Here is a 17,096-nt window from a genome sequence, read left to right as displayed (position 1 = left end):
AAGGCGGCTGTGGCCGCCTTTTTTATTTGTGGCAGCGGTGTCGGAACCGCCAGCCATGCCGAGGGTCTTAAACACATTGTGTCCGGTGGACCAAACTCTGGGGGAATCATGATCAAGAAAAACCTGTCTCTGTGGGTACTGTCGTTGACCACGTTCTTTCTGTTGGCATGCAGCAATGGCTCTGAGGCCAGTGGTGATGCCAAGCCGGCTCTCGCTCCAGCCAGCAGCGAGAGCTATATCAAGATTGCCCAGCCTGTGAGAACGTCTGATCCGAACAAAATCGAAGTGTCGGAAGTGTTCTGGTACGGCTGCAGCCACTGCTTCAGTTTTGAGCCGATGGTGCACGCCTGGGCAGAAAAACTGCCAAGCGATGTCGTATTTGTGCGCTCGCCGGCCATGTGGAATGAGCTGATGGTGACCCACGCTCAAGCGTTCTATGCCGCAGAGGCACTGGGTGTACTGGATAAAGTCCACCAGCCACTGTTTGACGAGATTAATCTCAAGAAAAATCCGCTGCGTGACCGCGATGCCATTGAGAAAGTCTTCCTGGCTCATACTGAGGTGAGCGCGGAGGATTTCCGTAAGGCTTTTGACTCCTTCGGGGTGAAAAGCCAGGTACGCCAAGCTGATGCCCGCGCTCGCAGCTACGGTATTGCCGGCACCCCTGAGATCATCGTCAATGGCAAGTACCGTGTAACGGGCCGGTCTGCAGGCAGTAAAGCCAATATGCTGAAGGTCGCTGAACAGTTGATCGCTCAAGAGCGCGCCGCCAAAAAGTAATCCGCCCATGAGCGGTAATTAAGCAAGCGCGGCCGGGCCGCGCTTTTTTGTGGCTGTTCGCGCCATACTAAAGTCGTCTATGGTGCAGTGCGCGAGCTCTGCATAATGCCTGTTCGTCCATTGTTGGATTGCGTTATGGCGCCGTATCGCCTCGTTATTTTCACTGCCCTCTCCATGCTTGCCTTTACGGGCAATGCGCTGATTTGCCGCGCGGCGCTGTTGGGCGGTTCGATAGACGCCGCGAGTTTCACCCTGCTCCGGCTACTGTCGGGAGCCGTGATGCTGTGGCTGATTATTCTCCTGCGCAACATCCCTCATCGGGCGGTATCGCCCTCGATGACCGAGCGCCTTACCTCCGGTTTTGTGCTGTTCGCCTATGCGGCGGCCTTTTCCTATGCCTATGCCCGCGTATCGGCAGGTGCTGGGGCGCTGATTCTGTTTGCTGCAGTGCAGACCGTGATGATCGGTTATGGCTTTTTTCGCGGTGAGCGTTTCAATGGCCTCCAGTGGCTGGGGCTGATGCTGGCCTATGCCGGTTTGCTGGCGCTGATGTTGCCAAGTGCGCTGGGCGCTTCCGCCGACAGCCCTTCACTTTTTGCCTATCTGATCATGCTGGTATCCGGAGCCGCCTGGGGCGTCTATTCGCTGCTGGGACGCAGAGCGGGAGATCCGCGCGTGGTGTCGGCGCACAATTTTCTCTATGCCTTGCCCTTTGCGGCTTTGCTCAGCGTGTTGATGTTGGCGGTCGAGCCCCCGCAACTGGGGGCAGAGGGTGTCATGTATGCGGTGTTATCGGGAGCGGGAGCGTCTGCGCTGGGCTACATTGTCTGGTATTCAGCGTTGCCGGAACTGAAAGCAACGACGGCCGCCAGTGTTCAGTTGAGCGTGCCGCTGATGACCGCTTTTGGCGGTATTTTGCTGTTATCAGAGCCCTTCACCTTGCACTTTCTCATGGTGTCGTCGGCAATTATTGGTGGTCTGGCGATGGTGATATTCAGTAAGTCCCAGCGAGTGGAAAAGCGGCGGCTGGGCTCGTCGTAGCGTCGGCATGGCTGGCCGCTTGTTTGAAGTGGCGTTTGAATTCGCGGCTGAATTGCGACGGGCTGCGATAGCCGACCAGCCACGCTGCCTCGTTGGCTCGCCGACCGTCGTGCAGCATCAAATCGCGCGCCTTGCTCAGGCGCAGCTTCTTCAGGTATTGCAGCGGGGTTTCGCGGGTGACCTGCCGAAAGGCGCGGTGAAAGCCAGACGGACTCATATTGGCTTGGGCTGCCAGCGATTCCACCGTGAGCGGGTCGGCGAAATGTCGGTGAATGTGGATCAGTACCGTCGCAATGCGGGCGTAGTGGCTATCGTGCTGTGCAAGCTCGGTGAGCACATGGCCTTTGGGGCCAATAAGAACGCGATATATCAACTCACGCACAATGCTAACACCCAGGATTGCCGCGTCTTGCGGGTTGAGCAGGGCATCGAGTAGCCGATGAACGGCGGTGGTCATGCCTGGCGTAAGGTGATCGGAGCTGAGGCTGCAGTCCCGGTTGTCGCTATCCCGTCGACGGGTATCCGGCGGTGCCAGTTGGCTTATCAGTTCCTGAAGCATCGGGGTGTTAATGCTGACAGATACACCGAGCAAGGGCATGCCTTTATCACTGTGTGCCTCGCATTCCAGGGGTAATGGAACACCCTGAACCAAATAGCGGCCAGGGCCGTAATCGACCTTCTGGCCGTTTAAGTGAATGCGCTTGCGACCCTGGCCCATAACAATAATGCCGGACTGATAGACAAACGGCTGCCGGGGGCTCCCCCGGCTGGCGCGATAAATATGCACACCCGGAATGGCCGTCCGCTGGCTTCCCTCCAGTTGGCTGAGGCCATTGCGGTCGAGATACTGTTGTATCTGGCTGGCGATGTCTGTCACGTTATCCGGCGGTGTCATAGCATTCATAGGACGATGTTGACAGGATTAGGCAATAGAAATCCACATATTTCGGTTTTTGTCTGCCATGATAAGCAGTATTGTGCATTTCATGAGGGCGACGCCCAGCTCGTTAACGCTAATTGATCAGTGAGGTCTGCCATGAAATTTTCGTTTGTTAACCCCACGCAAATCCACTTTGGTCAGGGCCAGATAGCCCGCATTGCCAGTGCGATCCCCAGGGATGCGCGCGTGCTGCTGCTGTACGGCGGCGGCTCGATCAAGCGCAATGGCGTCTATGAACAGGCGGTTGCCGCAATGGAAGGATTCACGTGGCAGGAGTTTGCTGGCGTTGAGCCTAATCCCACGGTAGAGACCCTGAATCGCGCAGTGGAGCAAGTGAAAGCGGAAGGCTTGAGCTACATTCTCGCGGTGGGAGGGGGTTCCGTCATTGACGGCGCCAAGTATGTTGCTGCAGCGGCCTGTTACGACGGCGATGGTTGGGACATTCTGCTGGGCAAGCATCGTGTTGCAGAAGCCCTGCCGATTGGCGCGGTGCTCACCCTCCCGGCAACGGGGGCGGAGTCCAACGGTGGTTCGGTCGTTACCAAAGCGGCGACACAGGAAAAACTGAATTTTGTCTCGCCGCTGGTGCAGCCTCACTTCGCGGTGCTCGATCCCGATGTGATGAAAACCCTGCCTGAGCGCCAGTTGGCGAATGGCCTGGTCGATGCCTGGGTCCATACCTGCGAGCAGTATCTCACCATGCCGACCGAGGCGATGGTGCAGGAAGGCTACGCTGAAGTGCTGCTGCGCAGCTTGAAGACACTGGGCGAACAGTTTGCCCAGCGAGACAGCGATGCCTGGCGAGCAAATCTGATGTTAGCGGCCAATCAGGCATTGAATGGCTTTATCGGCAGCGGTGTGCCGCAGGATTGGGCAACCCATATGATCGGTCATGAACTGACGGCGCTGTATGGGGTAGATCATGGCCGCTCACTGGCGATAGTGCAGCCCTCGCTGTTGCGCCACCAGATTGAGTACAAGCGCGCCAAGCTCGAGCAAATGGCGAGGAATGTCTTTGAGCTTTCCGACGGCGACGCCTTGGCTGAACGCTGTGTTGATGCCATCGAGGCGTTCTATCACTCGCTTGGGGTGGCCACGCAGTTAACGGAGCACGATGGCGACAAGGCTGCTGCCATCGATACCATCGTTGCGCGTTTGGAGTCTCATGGAATGGTGAAGCTGGGTGAGCGCCGCGCGATCACCCCTGCGGAGAGCCGGGAGATTCTCCAGCAGGCGGTGGCCTGAGTCAGGGTGTGCGATTGCCGGGAATGCGAATCCCGGCATCGACCTCAGGTTGGTTGCCGTCGCGTTTGGCCGCCGCCAGAATGGCGGCTTCTTCCGCAGCGGCCTGCTCTTCATCCCGCTGCTTTCGCAAGGCCGCGCACTCGGCGTTGGCAAAGTGCTGCTGGCAGAACTTCTGACGCTTTTCCGGAGGGGCTTTGCGGATTCCCTTGGCGGCCAGTCGTTCGATTTCAGTTTCAACCTCGTGGCAACGGGCGCTCAGTCCGGCGTCGTTGGCGATCTGAATATTCAGCCCGGGGCGGGCATTCAGTTCCAGCATCAACGGTCCCAGGTCTTTATCCAGCACCATGTCCACGCCGATATAACCCAGGCCGGTCAGCTCATAGCAGCGCGTCGCCAGCGAGATAAAGCCGTCCCAGAATGGCAGTTGCACGCCGCGTACCGGGTTGGTGGTATCGGGATGGGTCTGGATTTTCCGATTCAGCCAGGTGCCGTCGAGTGTAATACCGGTGGCAAGATCTACCCCCACTCCGATTGCGCCCTGATGGAGATTCGCCTTGCCGCCAGATTGCCGGGTGGGCAGGCGCAACATCGCCATGACGGGGTAGCCCTTCAGCACAATGATGCGAATATCGGGCACACCTTCGTAGCTGATGGCACTGAAAATCGGGTCTGGAATGACCCGGTACTCAATCAGCGCACGATCCCGGTGCCCGCCCAGCGAGTAAATACCGGAGAGTACGCCGGACAGGTGGAATTCCAGATCTTCCAGGGTCAGCAGCCGGCCGCCCGCACTGCGATAAAAGCCCTCAAACTGATCGGCAATCACCATAATGCCGTCGCCACCGGCCCCCTGTGAGGGTTTGATGACAAAGTCGCGGTGACCACTGACCAGCGTTTGCAGCTGAGCAATTTGCTTTTCGGAATCGATCACGCCGTACATGGGCGGCACGTGTATGCCGTTTTCAATGGCTTTCTGCTTGGTGAGGATTTTGTCGTCCACCAATGGATAGCGATGGCGCTCGTTGTAGCGCAGCACGTAATCCGCGTTGCGCTCGTTGATGCCCATAATCCCTTTGCGCCGCAGGGTGCGCCAGGTGTTTACCAGAGAGATCATTGTCCCTCCTTCAGCAATGCCTTGAAGCGCAGCAGCTCACTGATGCGGTAGCCTCGGTAGTGGCCCATGGCCAGCATGATGGCCATCATCATCAGCAGGATGCCGGGGAAGGTGAAAACAAAGTAAATCCACGGGCCGTAGCTCATCATCACGTGGGCGAGGGTAGCCGCAATCAGGGTGCCGATACCGACCTTGACGCTGTGCAGACCGCCCCGCTCTTCCCAGACAATGGACAGCCGTTCTATCGACATGGTGAGGATGACCATCGGGAACAGCGCAATGGCGAGGCCGCGATCGAGGCCAAGTTGGTGGCCGAGCACGCTGATCAGCGCCATGACCATCACCACAAAAGTCAGCACCACCGATAAGCGCGACAGCAGTTGCAGGTGCAGATGCTCCAGATAGGAACGCAGCCCCAGCCCCAGCGCCGAGATGGTCGTAAACAGAATAATGCCCCAAACCACCTCGGTTTCGCGGAAGGCGAGACCGATCAGCACGGGGGTGAAAGTCCCCAGGGTTTCAATGCCGATAATATTGCGCAGAAACAGGATCAGCATGACGCCAATCGGAATCATCAGAATAATTTCAAAGGTTTGCTGGCTTTGCACCGGCAGGCTGTACATCGGCAGCGACCAGTTATTGGCCTGTCGGCTTTCGCTGATGTTCTTGGCCAGCATGATCGAGTTGACGGTCTGCTGGGTGGCGTTGATCTCAACATTGAGTCGATGACCTCCATCGACCTTCGCCAGCGGCTCGCTGCCGGTCCACCAGATAATACGGTCGTCGGGCAAGCCGAAATCGCTGGTTTGAGGATTGAAGTACAGCCAGCGCTGCCCGTTGTAACTGCGCATCCACAGCTCTGGTTGCTGGTTTGATCCGCTGACCAGTCGCAGGGTGTGTACCGGCTCGGCGGGGATATGCGCTGAGGACAGAAGCAGCTCCAGCACACGTGCTTTGTTCAGCTCAGTGTAGTCGTTGCGCAGCAGCAATCGGGCGTTGTCGTTGCTCTTGTCGTTGATCAGTTTGATCGACTCGCGGATAAAGGTCTCGATATCTGCCGAGCGCTCGCGGACCGGCTTGAGCAGCGCTTCAACGGCAACCTTCTCGGCGCCCTGCAGATTGGGGCTTTCGCGGAACTGCGGTCCCGGCTCTTCATTCGACAGACGGCGGTTACTGCGCTGGGTCAGCATCAGCCGGTAGAACAGTTGTTGCTGGCCTTCGGCCCGTCGCGCCGACCACACGGCGCGACGGTTTTGCTCCAGTTCGTCGATATTGACCCCATAGTTGCGTGCGATGAAGGTCTCGTCGAGGGTAATAAACTTGCTCCAGCTCGGCGGAAGAAACATCTGCACTTTGATCGGGCTGTTCTCCCGGGCCGAAAAGCTGACCCGGCTATCGATGACCCAGACCGGTTCAGTGGTCTCTGCACTGACCGGAATATTCAGGACAAAAATCTGCCATGCGATGCTGGCGGCACCGATCAGCAGTAGCGCCAAGGCCAGCACTTTGACATGCAGTTTTACGCCCTTCATTCACCGCTCTCCTTGTTGTCGTCTTTGGCGCCTTTTCCGCAGGCATTTTTGTCTTGAAGGTATTCGGCGCCGGGGTCAACCATCGCGTTGAAAGCGCTGATTGGCCGCGCGCCGATCAACATGGCTTTTGAGAACTGACGGCGGTCGGCGAGGTTCACCTCGGTTTTATGCCGTTGGCCACCAATGCACAGTGTCATTTCCAACACCGGACGACGGTGATAATACTTGTCCCCCTCGTCCATGTCCCCTGCCCGGCGGATAATGCGAATGTGTTTTTCCAGCGGCAGGGACACCGCGCGCAGATCGCCGTTGGGCAGCACCAGGTCGAAGTGCACCATGTCGGGTTCATCATCGTCGCGGGATTCTTTCACCTCGGCGTTGATGGCGTTGATCGATGCACTCTCTGCGCCGGTATCAATCTTGGCCTTGTAGCGAACCCCGAGCTCCTCGATGTACACATATTCACTGAGGCCGAATATGGTTTTAGGGGCGGCGCTTGCCGGAGCAGGGTCGGACATGGCTGAGGCCGACAGTGATACGCCGGCGACTAATGCAATCAGGCTACGTCGAGTTTTATTCACTTTTCCTCCCAGTGTTGAGTGGCGGCGCGCTATGCCATGCCAAGCATAGAATAGCGCGCCGGAACTGCGCCAGTCGCTATCAAAATGACTGACACTGGTTTGCTGAATGCCTTTAGTCCTTAATTTGCTGGAAAAGTGCGAGAGTTGTTTCGCGACTTGCGCGATGATCCACAATCGGTGCCGGATAATTCCCTACTTCACCGGGCTGGTGGATGGCTTTATCAGACTGTTGCGCCAGTTCTGGCACATAGTGACGGATAAACTGGCCCTGCGCGTCAAAGCGCTGGCTCTGGGTGGTGGGATTGAAGATACGGAAATACGGCGCGGCATCGGTGCCTGTTGAGGCAGCCCACTGCCAGCCGCCGTTATTCGAGGCAAAGTCGGCGTCGATCAATTGTTCCAGAAAATGGCGCTCGCCCCATCGCCAGTCAATGTGCAGGTGCTTACAGAGAAACGACGCGGTAATCATCCGCAGGCGGTTATGCATCCAGCCGGTCTCAGCCAGTTGTCGCATGCCGGCATCCACAATGGGGTAACCGGTGCGGCCCTGCTGCCAGGCGGCAAACAGTTTGGCGTCATTGCCCCAGGCAATCGCTTCGGTGTCTGCCTGGAACGCCCGGCCCATAACCACGCGGGGGAAGTGGAAGGCGATCTGGTGATAAAACTCCCGCCACAGTAATTCATTCAGCCAGGTGCCGGGATTGGATTTCGGGTCCCAGATATCGTTGCCCGCCTCCGCGCGCAGGCGGGCAAGACACTGACGCGGACTCAGCAGCCCGAGGGCCAGTGCGGCAGACAGCTTCGAGGTGCCGGGCACCGACGGGAAATCGCGCTGCTCGCGATAGGCTTCCGCGCGTTCCCGGCAAAAGTCGCGCAGCTGGTTCAGCACCGCCTCTTCCTCCGCGGGCCAGTCGCCGGAATCCTTTTCTTCGCCAAAGACCGGACACTCTGCCGGCGGGAGTTGGCTGCCAATAGCCTTTGGGCGTCGCAGGCAGTTTGGTGGCGCACTTTGCAGCAGGGCGCGTCCGCGCCGTGCGTAAGGGGTAAAAACTTTGTACGGACCGCCATCATCTTTCAGTACGCGCTGTGGGTGCAGCAGGCAGTCGTCCAGCAGCGTCAGTGGAACAGTCAGCGCCTGCTGGCAGGCACGGTCGCGCCGCCGCTCATCTACCAGCAGCTCTTCGTGGGCGAATACCTCGCTGATGTTGTGCTGCTGGCAGTAGTCGACGAGCGCCGCCGGTAGTGCTCGAAAGTGTCCAGCATCAATAATATCGAAGGGAATGCCAAGGTCGGCCAGTTGCCCGGCCAGTGCGTTTAGCGCCCGCCGCAGATAGTGCCGACGAATCGGTGCAATAACATGCTCGTCGAGCTGCTCGGGGCACAGAAAGCATACGGCGCGGCAGTGGCCCTTGGCGGCGGCCGCAGACAGTGCCGGGTGATCAAGGCTGCGAAGATCGTTGCGAAACCAGACCAGCGCTGTCACAAGCCAACTCGCAATTTCAGGTCGCGGGGGTAGGGGTCGAAATAATACTGATCCAGCAGGTAGTCCACGTGATATTTCTTCAGGAACATGGCGAACATTTCCAGTGGCACCAGCAGCGGCAGAAGGCCATTCGAATAGTCTTCAATCACCTTGCTGAGCTGTTGGCGGTCATCGCTTTCCAGGTGATCGCGAAAGAAGCCCTGAATGTGCATCAATGTGTTGCGGTGGTTGCGCAAGGACGCGGGTTTGCCCAGCGCCCGCATAAACAGCGCGATGTAGCGCTGGCTGTTATCGTCGAGGTTTTGTTTGTCGGTCTCTGCGACCAGTGGACCTAATTCTCGGTACAGTGCCTGGTTGTGGGCCAACAGCAAAAACTTGTGCCGACGATGGAATTCCTGCAACTGGGCAACGGTCAGCCCATGCTGTTGCAGTGACTGCCAGCGCGCGTAAGCGGTGACGCGCAGGACGAAGTTTTCGCGCAGGGCGACGTCATTGAGGCGGCCGTTTTCCTCTACCGGCAGCAGCGGCAGTGCCTCCATTAATTTGCGGGCGAACACGCCGACACCGATTTTGCCCAGTCCCTGACCGCTGTCCGACACCACCGGCACCCGCTCCATGCCGCAGCTCGGTGACTTGGCGCAGAAGATATAGCCGCTGATGTGTTGCAGCTTGGCAGCGGTGTCGCTGGCGAAGACTTGCATCTCTTCGGTGACATCCAGTGCAGGGCCTTCTTTACTGCCCTGCAGGCGCGGGTTGTCGGGATCGCCAACCAGTCGAATCGTGGGGCGCGGCACGCCGAGACCAATCGCCTGTTCGGGACAGACCTGAATGAAATCGAAATGCCGACTTAATTCATCGGTCGCAAAGGGAAGCCGTTTGTGGCCGCCATCGTAGCGAACGGGCTCGCCCAGCAGGCAAGCGCTGATACCGATTCGAATGCGTTGTGGTTCGTCCATGGATTTTTCCTGCCGTGGCTGACATTTATGGCTGCGCTGATATCCGGGGCGGGGGCAGCTGGTCGCCTGTGTAGGCATTACGCGTCGACCCGCCTTACAGATCAGCTGCAGGCGGATTAAGCGTAGTGGTGTTTCCGGAAAATGGGCAAGCCAGTGGCTGCCCGGTGTGCGATTTACTTCTCGTCTTTATCGTCAAAGCCAAAGCGCGAGGGCTCGTGCTCGCTTTGTCGGTCGATTGCACCCACGTCGAGTAGCGGTGCGGCATCGATGTGCTGGGCATCCATCATCTGGGCGACGCGCTGCAGGGAGCTGATGATCTGCATCTGCTCCCAGTCCTGCAGATCGCGAAACTGGCGCTTGAAATATTCCTGCAGCGGGGTGGGGGCATTGCGAATGATTTCGGCGCCCTCGTCGGTCAGGCAGGCAAATACTTTGCGTTTATCCTGGCTGGAGCGCTCGCGCACCACCAGCTGGCGCTTTTCGAGGCGGTCGATAATGCTGGTCACGGTAGCCTGGCTGAGGCTGACTTGCTTGGCGATGTCCGAAATGATGGCGTCGCCGTGATCCCGCAGTGTTTGCAAAATTAACATCTGTGGTGCGGTCAGGCCCGAGGTTTTCATCAGGTGTTTGGAGTGCAGGTCGACGGCACGGGTCACCCGTCGCAGGGCGATCAAAACAGCCTCGATATTAGCGTCAGCATTCATGGTGGTGTTCCCTCTTGATCGCGCTATTTTAGGGCTCTCGCCGGGAAAATGCATCGCATTGATGCAGCAATAAGCCGCTATCTGTTTGAAAAATACCCAGCTATCGCGTTATAATTCATCGTGTACTAACTAATTATTTAGGAGGTTGGGTTCAGAAATCGGTGCATCGCGTTGATTTGTAGGTATTTAAGCGATGTTGGCAATCCCGATTTATAATGAACACAAATCAATTGTGTTGAAATCAAAAGAAGCGACGCAAGCGGACGCTTTCCAGCTCGTCTTTCGCCAGCCAACGGCCGAAGATGGCTATCCCCTCAACAAGTTGGTGGAGAACAGTCCACCCCTCGACCCGAATTCGGTCTACTGCAATTTGCTGCAGTGCACCCACTTTGCCGATACCTCGGTTGCCGTTGAAGAAGACGGGCAACTGGTGGGATTCATTTCGGCCTACATTCCCCCTGCCAAGCCCGACACTGTGTTCGTATGGCAGGTTGTGGTGGATAAAAGTCAGCGCGGACGCGGTCTGGCCAAACGCATGATGCAAGAAATTGTGCGGCGCCCGGCTTGTGAGAATGTGCGCTATCTCGAAACCACCATCACCCCGGACAACGACGCTTCCTGGGCCCTGTTTCGCAGCTTTGCGCGGGACATGGACACCGAGCTCAACCACCACATCTGGTTTGAGCGCGAGGCGCACTTTCAGGGCCATCACGACAGTGAGGCACTGCTGCGCATCGGTCCCTTCGGTCAGCGCGCGTAAAGACTTTTCCGTCGTCGATTTAGAACAACTAACGAAATTACGAGGACAAACCATGACTATTTTTGATCAGCTTGAATCTGAAGTTCAGTGTTATGCCCGGTCTTTCCCGGTTACCTTTGACAAAGCCCAGGGCGAATACCTCTACGACACCGAGGGCAACAAGTACCTGGACTTTCTTGCCGGCGCGGGCACGCTGAACTACGGCCACAACCACCCCGCATTGAAAAAAGCGCTGGTGGATTACATCAGCCGTGACGGCATCACGCATGGTCTGGATATGCACACGGCAGCGAAGGCCGAGTTCTTGAGCGCTTTCAACGAGCACATTCTCAAGCCTCGTGATCTGGAGTACACCTTCCAGTTTACGGGCCCCACCGGCACCAACGCTGTTGAGGCGGCGATGAAGCTGGCGCGTAAAGTGACCGGTCGCAACACTATTGTGTCGTTCACCAATGGCTTCCACGGCGTGACCCTTGGCAGTGTCGCGGCTACCGGTAACAGCCATCACCGCGGTGGTGCGGGCGTGGCGCTGGGCGATATTTCTCGGATGCCGTTCTGTGGCTACCACGGTCGCGATGTCGACAGCCTGAAAATGATCGACAAGCTGCTCAGCGACCCGTCGTCTGGTGTCGATCTGCCTGCCGCCATGATTGTCGAGTGTGTGCAGGGCGAGGGCGGCTTGAATGTGGCCAACGCCGACTGGCTGCGCGGTCTGGAAAAACTCTGCCGCAAGCACGACATTCTGCTGATTGTCGATGATATTCAGGCGGGTTGTGGTCGCACAGGCACCTTCTTCAGCTTTGAGCCCAGCGGCATCAAGCCCGATATCGTGACCCTGTCCAAGTCGCTCAGTGGTTATGGCCTGCCCTTTGCGGTAGTGCTGTTGCGCCCCGATCTGGATGTCTGGGAGCCGGGTGAGCACAACGGTACGTTCCGCGGTAACAACCATGCCTTTATCACCGCGGCCGCCGCACTGCGCCACTTCTGGCAGGACGAAAGCTTCGCCAACCAGGTCATTGAAAAGGCGGCGATTGTCAGCGACCGCTTCAAGAAAATCTCTGACCGCTATGGCGTGACCAAAGTCGGTGTGAAAGGTCGCGGCATGATGCAGGGCCTGGTGATGAACGATGGTGACACCGCCGATGCCGTGGCCCGCGCCTGTTTTGAGCGTGGTCTGGTCATCGAGACCTGCGGTAACCGCGGTCACATCGTGAAGTGCTTCTGCCCGCTGACCATCGAGAAAGATGCACTGATCCGCGGCCTGGACATCATGGCTGAAGCGGTCGCCGAGGTGATGTTGAAAGAGGTTAAGAAAGCCTCCTGATCCACCCGGCACTATTCGGCAAAACATATTTGAGCGCCCGCTGCTACGGCAGCGGGCGCGTTTATTCAAACCGAATTTGGAAGGCAAACAATGATTGTTAGAACCCTGGAAGAATGTCAGAACACTGAACGCGATGTGAAAGGCGGCAACTGGCGCAGCGTGCGTATGTCCCTCAAGGACGACAATATGGGCTTCGCGTTCAACATCACCACTATCTATGCGGGTACCGAAACGCCCATCCACTATCAGAACCACCTGGAAGCGGTGTACTGCATGGCGGGTAACGGCGAGATTGAAACCGTCGACGATGGCAAGGTCTACAAAATTGAGCCGGGCACCCTCTACCTGCTCGACAAACACGACAAGCACCTGCTGCGTGGTGGCAGCGAAGATATGCAGATGGCCTGCGTCTTCAATCCCCCGCTGAGTGGTCGCGAAGTCCACGACGAAAACGGTGTTTATCCCATCGACTGATTGCGAGAGAAGTTGCGGTAACGCAAACCTTTTTTCTGATCAACGAATGGAGCACAGCATGTCACACAGTGTAGAAAAAATCGGCGGCACCTCGATGAGTGATTATGTCGCCGTGCGCGACAATATCATCAAAGGTGGTCGCAAGGACGACGAGCTTTACGGTCGCATTTTCGTGGTGTCGGCCTACGGCGGCGTTACGGACCTGCTCTTGGAGAACAAGCGCAACGGCAACCCCGGCGTCTACGCGCTGTTCGCCGACGAGGAAGGCAGCGAGGCCCTGTGGCGCGAAGCGCTGCGCGGTGTCGGCGAAATGCTGCACAACATTAACGCCGAGCTGTTCGACAATACCGAGCAGCTCAACGAGGCCAATGCCTTTATCGATGGTCGCCTGTTTGAAGCCGAGCGCTGCATGGACAATCTGCATCGCCTGTGTCAGCACGGCCACTTTGGTCTGGAAGATCACCTGCTGACTGTGCGCGAAATGCTGGCCAGTATCGGGGAGGTTCACAGTGCCTGGAATACCGCCCATCTGCTCAAGCGGGATGGCGTGAACGCCCGCTTCGTCGACCTTTCCGGCTGGCGCATGGAAGTCGCGGTACCGCTGGATGAGCATATCAGTCAGGAGCTGGCAGGCATCAATCTGGATCGTGAGCTGCCGATTGTTACTGGCTATGCCTATTGTAAAGAAGGGCTGATGGCGACCTTCGATCGCGGCTACAGCGAGATGACCTTCAGCCGTATGGCGGTGATCAGCAACGCGGCCGAGGCGGTCATTCACAAGGAATACCACTTGAGCAGTGCCGACCCCCGTCTGGTTGGCGCCGACAAGGTCGTACCGATCGGTCGCACCAACTACGATGTGGCGGACCAGCTTGCCAACCTCGGTATGGAAGCGATTCACCCCCGTGCGGCAAAAGGCCTGCGTCAGGACAATATTCCCCTGCGCGTGAAGAACACCTTTGAGCCTGAGCATGGCGGTACACTGATCGATGGCGACTATCACAGCGAGAGCCCCTGTGTGGAAATCATCGCCGGGCGCAAGCAGGTCTATGCGCTGGAAGTCTTCGATCAGGACATGGTCGGTTCGCTGTGGGAATACGAACAGAAAATCCTGAGTGCGATCTCGCGTTTCAAGGCAACCGTGATCACCAAGGATATCAACGCCAACACGATCACCCACTACCTGGGCACCAGCCTGAAAACCGTCAAGCGCATTGTGAAGGTGGTGAGCGAAGAATTCCCGACGGCGGAAGTCAGCACCCGCAAAGTTGCCATCGTGTCGGCGATTGGCAGCGATATGAAAGTGCCGGGCATGCTGGCGAAAACCGTATCTGCGTTGGCGTCGGCAGACATCAGCGTGCTGGCCATGCATCAGTCCATGCGCCAGGTTGATATGCAGTTCGTGATCAACGAGGACGATTACGAGGCCGCTGTGGCGAACTTGCACCGCTGTCTGGTGGAGGTTCACGACCACGGTGAAGCCATATGCGTCGCCTGATCATACTCCTGAGTCTGTGGCTGCCATTGTTGGCCGCCGCAGCGCCGGCAACCCCCGACGGGGATGCCGAGCTGGAGTCGCATATCAATGAAATGAAAGAACCGCTGTATTCGCCGTTTATCGAGCGTTACCTGCTGGATGAAGTGCGTTCCCTGCGTATCGATATGGAGCGCAAGCACCGTGAACTGGCCGCGGAAGTCGTGGATCGTGAGCTTGAAGCCGCCGATAAAGCGGTGAGTTATGCCACCGATACGGTGACCTATTTCTTCTACCTCATCGCCGGCGTCAGTTCGGCGCTGGTCTTGATTGGCTGGAACTCGCTGCGCGATATCAAAGAGAAGGTGCACAGCGTTGCCAACGATCAGGTGGCCGAGCTGGTGGGGGAATATGAGAAACGCCTGCGGGTGATCGAGAAGCAGCTCAAGCAGGAAACGGCACATATCGAGCTGAACCGCGAGGAAATCAGTCGCACCCAGGAGATCCACTCTCTGTGGCTGCGAGCGAGCCAGGAAAGCACGCCGGGGGGCAAAATCGCCATCTACGACCAGATTCTGGCGATTCGTCCCAACGACATCGAAGCCATAACCTACAAGGCCGATGCGGCGCTGGATCAGGGAGAGCCCCAATGGGCGGTAAACCTTTGCCAGCAAGCGCTCGCTCACGATGAAACCAACGGCCACGCCTTCTATCAGCTTGCCTGCGCTCACTCCGCGATGGGCCACCTTGATGACGCCGCGCGCTACTTTGCCAAGGCGGTTGCGCAGACCGAAGTTTATCGCGAGGAACTGGAGCGCGACGCCGCGCTGGAGCAACTTCGTGAGCACCCCCTGCTGCACGAACTGCTGGACGCGCAGCTGAACGACTCGGCGGTATAAGTCTTTTCTTGCGGGGCATGTCGCGATGTGCGACGGCCCCTTCCCTCTCTTTTTTCTCTCAACTCACTGATAACTGAAGTGCGGCCTTGTTGTTGACAAAATGTCATTAAGAAGGGATGCTGAAAACATCTCTTATTCAACAAGGCGTTCCGGTGACCACAGCACAAGCCAGTCCTGCGCCCTCTGCGGCCCAGCAGCGTCTTGCCTTGATCGGGCATTTGAATCAGCGCGCCAGCCGCGAAGAGCGGCATACTCAACTCGTTAAGTTGGCCAGCTATATCGTGGAGTTTGAGGGATTAGATGCCCTCAAGCATCAGCGTCTGGCAGAGCTGGCGGGTTGTGGTCGACCGCTGATCTACAGCTACTTCCCCCGCCGCAGCGATATATATATTGCGGTATCCGAAGCCTTCTACCAGCGTCTGGACGCTGCCTTTTCCTGCGAGCAGCAGTACTCCGGTCTGGTGTCAGGACTGTCCGGGGATGGCCGTCTCAGCGCTGAAATGGAGGCGCTGATTTGGGACGTGGTGGATGAGTACGGCTGCGGTGGCTTGATTCTGCGTTGTATTCCCGAGCTCAACGAGGACTTTCAGCAGTATCAACAAACGCTGATTTCGCGCTACGAACACCGCTGGCTGCGCTATTTTGACGCGCTGGGTATCGGCGATAACGCCGCGCGGCTGCTGCTGGAAAACTGCACCGCCATTACCAAAAACTACGCGCTGGCCTATGGCCGGGGTGAGTTGGATCGTCCGGCCGCCATCAGTGCTGTGCTGAAAAGTCTGGCAGCCCTGATCAGCGCGGAACTACCGGCGCGCTGAGCGCCAGCCAATAATCATAAAAAATGATAATAACGAGGAAAAACCATGTCGAAGTTCAAACTCACGATAGGCATCTATGGCCTGGAAAATCTCTACGGCGGTGATCCGCGGGGCTTGATTGAGGTTGCCCAGAAAGCCGAAGCGGCTGGCATCGACCAGCTCAGCATGACCGACCACGTGGTGATGGGAAGCCGCACCGACCGCTATCCCTACGGCGAATTTCCCAGCCCGCCGGAAACCCCTTGGCTGGAGCCGATCACCACCGAGGCCGCCATTGCGGCGGCCACCCAGCATATTGAGCTGTCACAGGGCGTGCTCATCTCCCCGCTGCGTTCGGCTGCATTGCTGGCCAAGCAGGTCGGAACGCTCAATGCTTTTGCACCGGGCCGCATGGTCATGGGGCTGGGAACGGGCTGGCAGCGCGAGGAATTCGACGCCAGTGGTTTGCCGTTCAAGGGGCGCAAGGCACTGATGTTTGAGCAGATTGCAGCAATGAAGGCATTGTGGAAATCCGCGCCGGCAAGCTATCACGGCGAGCACATTGCGTTTGATGATATCTACTGCCGCCCCGCGCCGGAGAACGTGCCGTGCTGGGTGGGCGTCAAGGCCACCCCGGAAAACTGCGCGTCTATTGCTGCCGTCGCCGATGGCTGGATTCCTATCGAACAGGACCCCGCGATTTTTGGGCAAGGCGTCAGGGATTTGCGACGCGCATTTGAAGCCGCCGGGCGGGACCCCGATGCGCTGTCGGTACGCGCTATGGTCGACCACAAATTTGGCGCCGACGGTGTGCCGGATTTTCAGGCCACCATCGACACGATTCCCGCCATGTTGGAAGCCGGTGCCAACTATATTGAAATTCTGCCGCTCTACTTCGTGCAGGACCCGGCAGCCTTCGACGAATTCTTTGGTCGCCTCGCGGAAGTCAAAAGCCGTCTGGGCGCCTGAGCTGCTAAGCGGTCTTGAAGGAG

17 protein-coding genes are annotated in these 17,096 nt (G+C 57.8%); 10 read left to right on the top strand and 7 right to left on the bottom strand.

Annotated features, from left to right (window positions below):
* Positions 1–108: 108 nt before the first annotated feature.
* Together G411_RS0108910 and G411_RS0108905 are read left to right on the top strand one after the other, a co-directional pair.
* The gene (locus G411_RS0108910; RefSeq protein ID WP_028968287.1) at positions 109–780 is read left to right on the top strand and encodes a thiol:disulfide interchange protein DsbA/DsbL; all 672 of its coding nucleotides are present in this window, start codon (positions 109–111) and stop codon (positions 778–780) included.
* A gap of 135 nt (positions 781–915) precedes the next feature.
* Positions 916–1,821 carry a DMT family transporter gene (locus G411_RS0108905; RefSeq protein WP_022958846.1) on the top strand — a complete coding sequence of 302 codons (906 nt, stop codon included), beginning with the start codon at positions 916–918 and terminating at the stop codon, positions 1,819–1,821.
* Here the strand turns inward: G411_RS0108905 and G411_RS19930 are convergent.
* Positions 1,775–2,725 (bottom strand): AraC family transcriptional regulator, encoded by a 951-nt coding sequence (locus tag G411_RS19930; protein ID WP_022958845.1) that lies wholly within the window; start codon positions 2,723–2,725, stop codon positions 1,775–1,777. The two genes, G411_RS0108905 and G411_RS19930, sit on opposite strands and share 47 nt — an antisense overlap.
* A 132-nt stretch (positions 2,726–2,857) precedes the next feature.
* On the opposite strand from G411_RS19930, the gene G411_RS0108895 reads away from it, so the two are divergent.
* Positions 2,858–4,006, top strand: a complete 1,149-nt coding sequence (locus G411_RS0108895; RefSeq protein WP_022958844.1) for an iron-containing alcohol dehydrogenase — start codon at positions 2,858–2,860, stop codon at positions 4,004–4,006.
* A 1-nt stretch (position 4,007) separates the two neighbouring features.
* Here the strand turns inward: G411_RS0108895 and G411_RS19925 are convergent, their stop codons facing one another.
* The 6 genes from G411_RS19925 to G411_RS0108865 form a co-directional block, all read right to left on the bottom strand.
* On the bottom strand, positions 4,008–5,120 hold the full coding sequence (locus G411_RS19925) for an alpha-L-glutamate ligase-like protein (protein ID WP_022958843.1): 1,113 nt from the start codon (positions 5,118–5,120) through the stop codon (positions 4,008–4,010).
* Entirely contained in the window at positions 5,117–6,652 is a 1,536-nt protein-coding gene (locus tag G411_RS0108885; RefSeq protein ID WP_028968286.1) for an inactive transglutaminase family protein, read from the bottom strand. The genes G411_RS19925 and G411_RS0108885 overlap by 4 nt, the downstream gene beginning before the upstream one ends.
* The gene (locus tag G411_RS19920) at positions 6,649–7,233 is read right to left on the bottom strand and encodes an ATP-dependent zinc protease family protein (protein ID WP_051151266.1); all 585 of its coding nucleotides are present in this window, start codon (positions 7,231–7,233) and stop codon (positions 6,649–6,651) included. Before G411_RS19920 ends, G411_RS0108885 begins: the two co-directional genes overlap by 4 nt.
* A gap of 112 nt (positions 7,234–7,345) precedes the next feature.
* Positions 7,346–8,716 carry a deoxyribodipyrimidine photo-lyase gene (phrB, locus tag G411_RS0108875; protein WP_022958841.1) on the bottom strand — a complete coding sequence of 457 codons (1,371 nt, stop codon included), beginning with the start codon at positions 8,714–8,716 and terminating at the stop codon, positions 7,346–7,348.
* Positions 8,713–9,672 (bottom strand): YbgA family protein, encoded by a 960-nt coding sequence (locus tag G411_RS0108870; protein WP_022958840.1) that lies wholly within the window; start codon positions 9,670–9,672, stop codon positions 8,713–8,715. The genes phrB and G411_RS0108870 overlap by 4 nt, the downstream gene beginning before the upstream one ends.
* Before the next feature lie 173 nt (positions 9,673–9,845).
* Positions 9,846–10,376 (bottom strand): MarR family winged helix-turn-helix transcriptional regulator, encoded by a 531-nt coding sequence (locus G411_RS0108865; protein WP_022958839.1) that lies wholly within the window; start codon positions 10,374–10,376, stop codon positions 9,846–9,848.
* Positions 10,377–10,608: 232 nt separating this feature from the next.
* Here G411_RS0108865 and ectA point away from each other — a divergent pair, with 232 nt between their 5' ends.
* From ectA to G411_RS0108830, 7 genes are all read left to right on the top strand, one after another.
* A complete protein-coding gene (gene ectA / locus G411_RS19915; protein WP_037509050.1) occupies positions 10,609–11,136 on the top strand; it encodes a diaminobutyrate acetyltransferase in 528 nt (175 codons plus the stop codon).
* Positions 11,137–11,188: 52 nt separating this feature from the next.
* A complete protein-coding gene (gene ectB, locus G411_RS0108855; RefSeq protein WP_022958837.1) occupies positions 11,189–12,460 on the top strand; it encodes a diaminobutyrate--2-oxoglutarate transaminase in 1,272 nt (423 codons plus the stop codon).
* A 90-nt stretch (positions 12,461–12,550) separates the two neighbouring features.
* A complete protein-coding gene (locus G411_RS0108850) occupies positions 12,551–12,934 on the top strand; it encodes an ectoine synthase (protein ID WP_022958836.1) in 384 nt (127 codons plus the stop codon).
* 58 nt (positions 12,935–12,992) lie between these two features.
* Positions 12,993–14,432, top strand: coding sequence for an aspartate kinase (locus G411_RS0108845; protein ID WP_022958835.1), 1,440 nt, complete (start codon positions 12,993–12,995; stop codon positions 14,430–14,432).
* Positions 14,420–15,307, top strand: a complete 888-nt coding sequence (locus G411_RS0108840; protein WP_022958834.1) for a TPR end-of-group domain-containing protein — start codon at positions 14,420–14,422, stop codon at positions 15,305–15,307. Before G411_RS0108845 ends, G411_RS0108840 begins: the two co-directional genes overlap by 13 nt.
* Before the next feature lie 152 nt (positions 15,308–15,459).
* Positions 15,460–16,125, top strand: a complete 666-nt coding sequence (locus G411_RS21420; protein ID WP_157581193.1) for a TetR/AcrR family transcriptional regulator — start codon at positions 15,460–15,462, stop codon at positions 16,123–16,125.
* A 45-nt stretch (positions 16,126–16,170) separates the two neighbouring features.
* Positions 16,171–17,073 carry a TIGR03619 family F420-dependent LLM class oxidoreductase gene (locus G411_RS0108830; RefSeq protein ID WP_022958832.1) on the top strand — a complete coding sequence of 301 codons (903 nt, stop codon included), beginning with the start codon at positions 16,171–16,173 and terminating at the stop codon, positions 17,071–17,073.
* The last annotated feature ends 23 nt before the right edge of the window (positions 17,074–17,096 follow it).

Origin of the sequence: Spongiibacter tropicus DSM 19543, assembly GCF_000420325.1 — a bacterium.
GTDB classification, from domain to species: Bacteria; Pseudomonadota; Gammaproteobacteria; order Pseudomonadales; family Spongiibacteraceae; genus Spongiibacter; species Spongiibacter tropicus.
The sequence above is the reverse complement of the archived record's forward strand: the minus strand, read 5'-3'. Positions and strand labels throughout refer to the sequence as shown.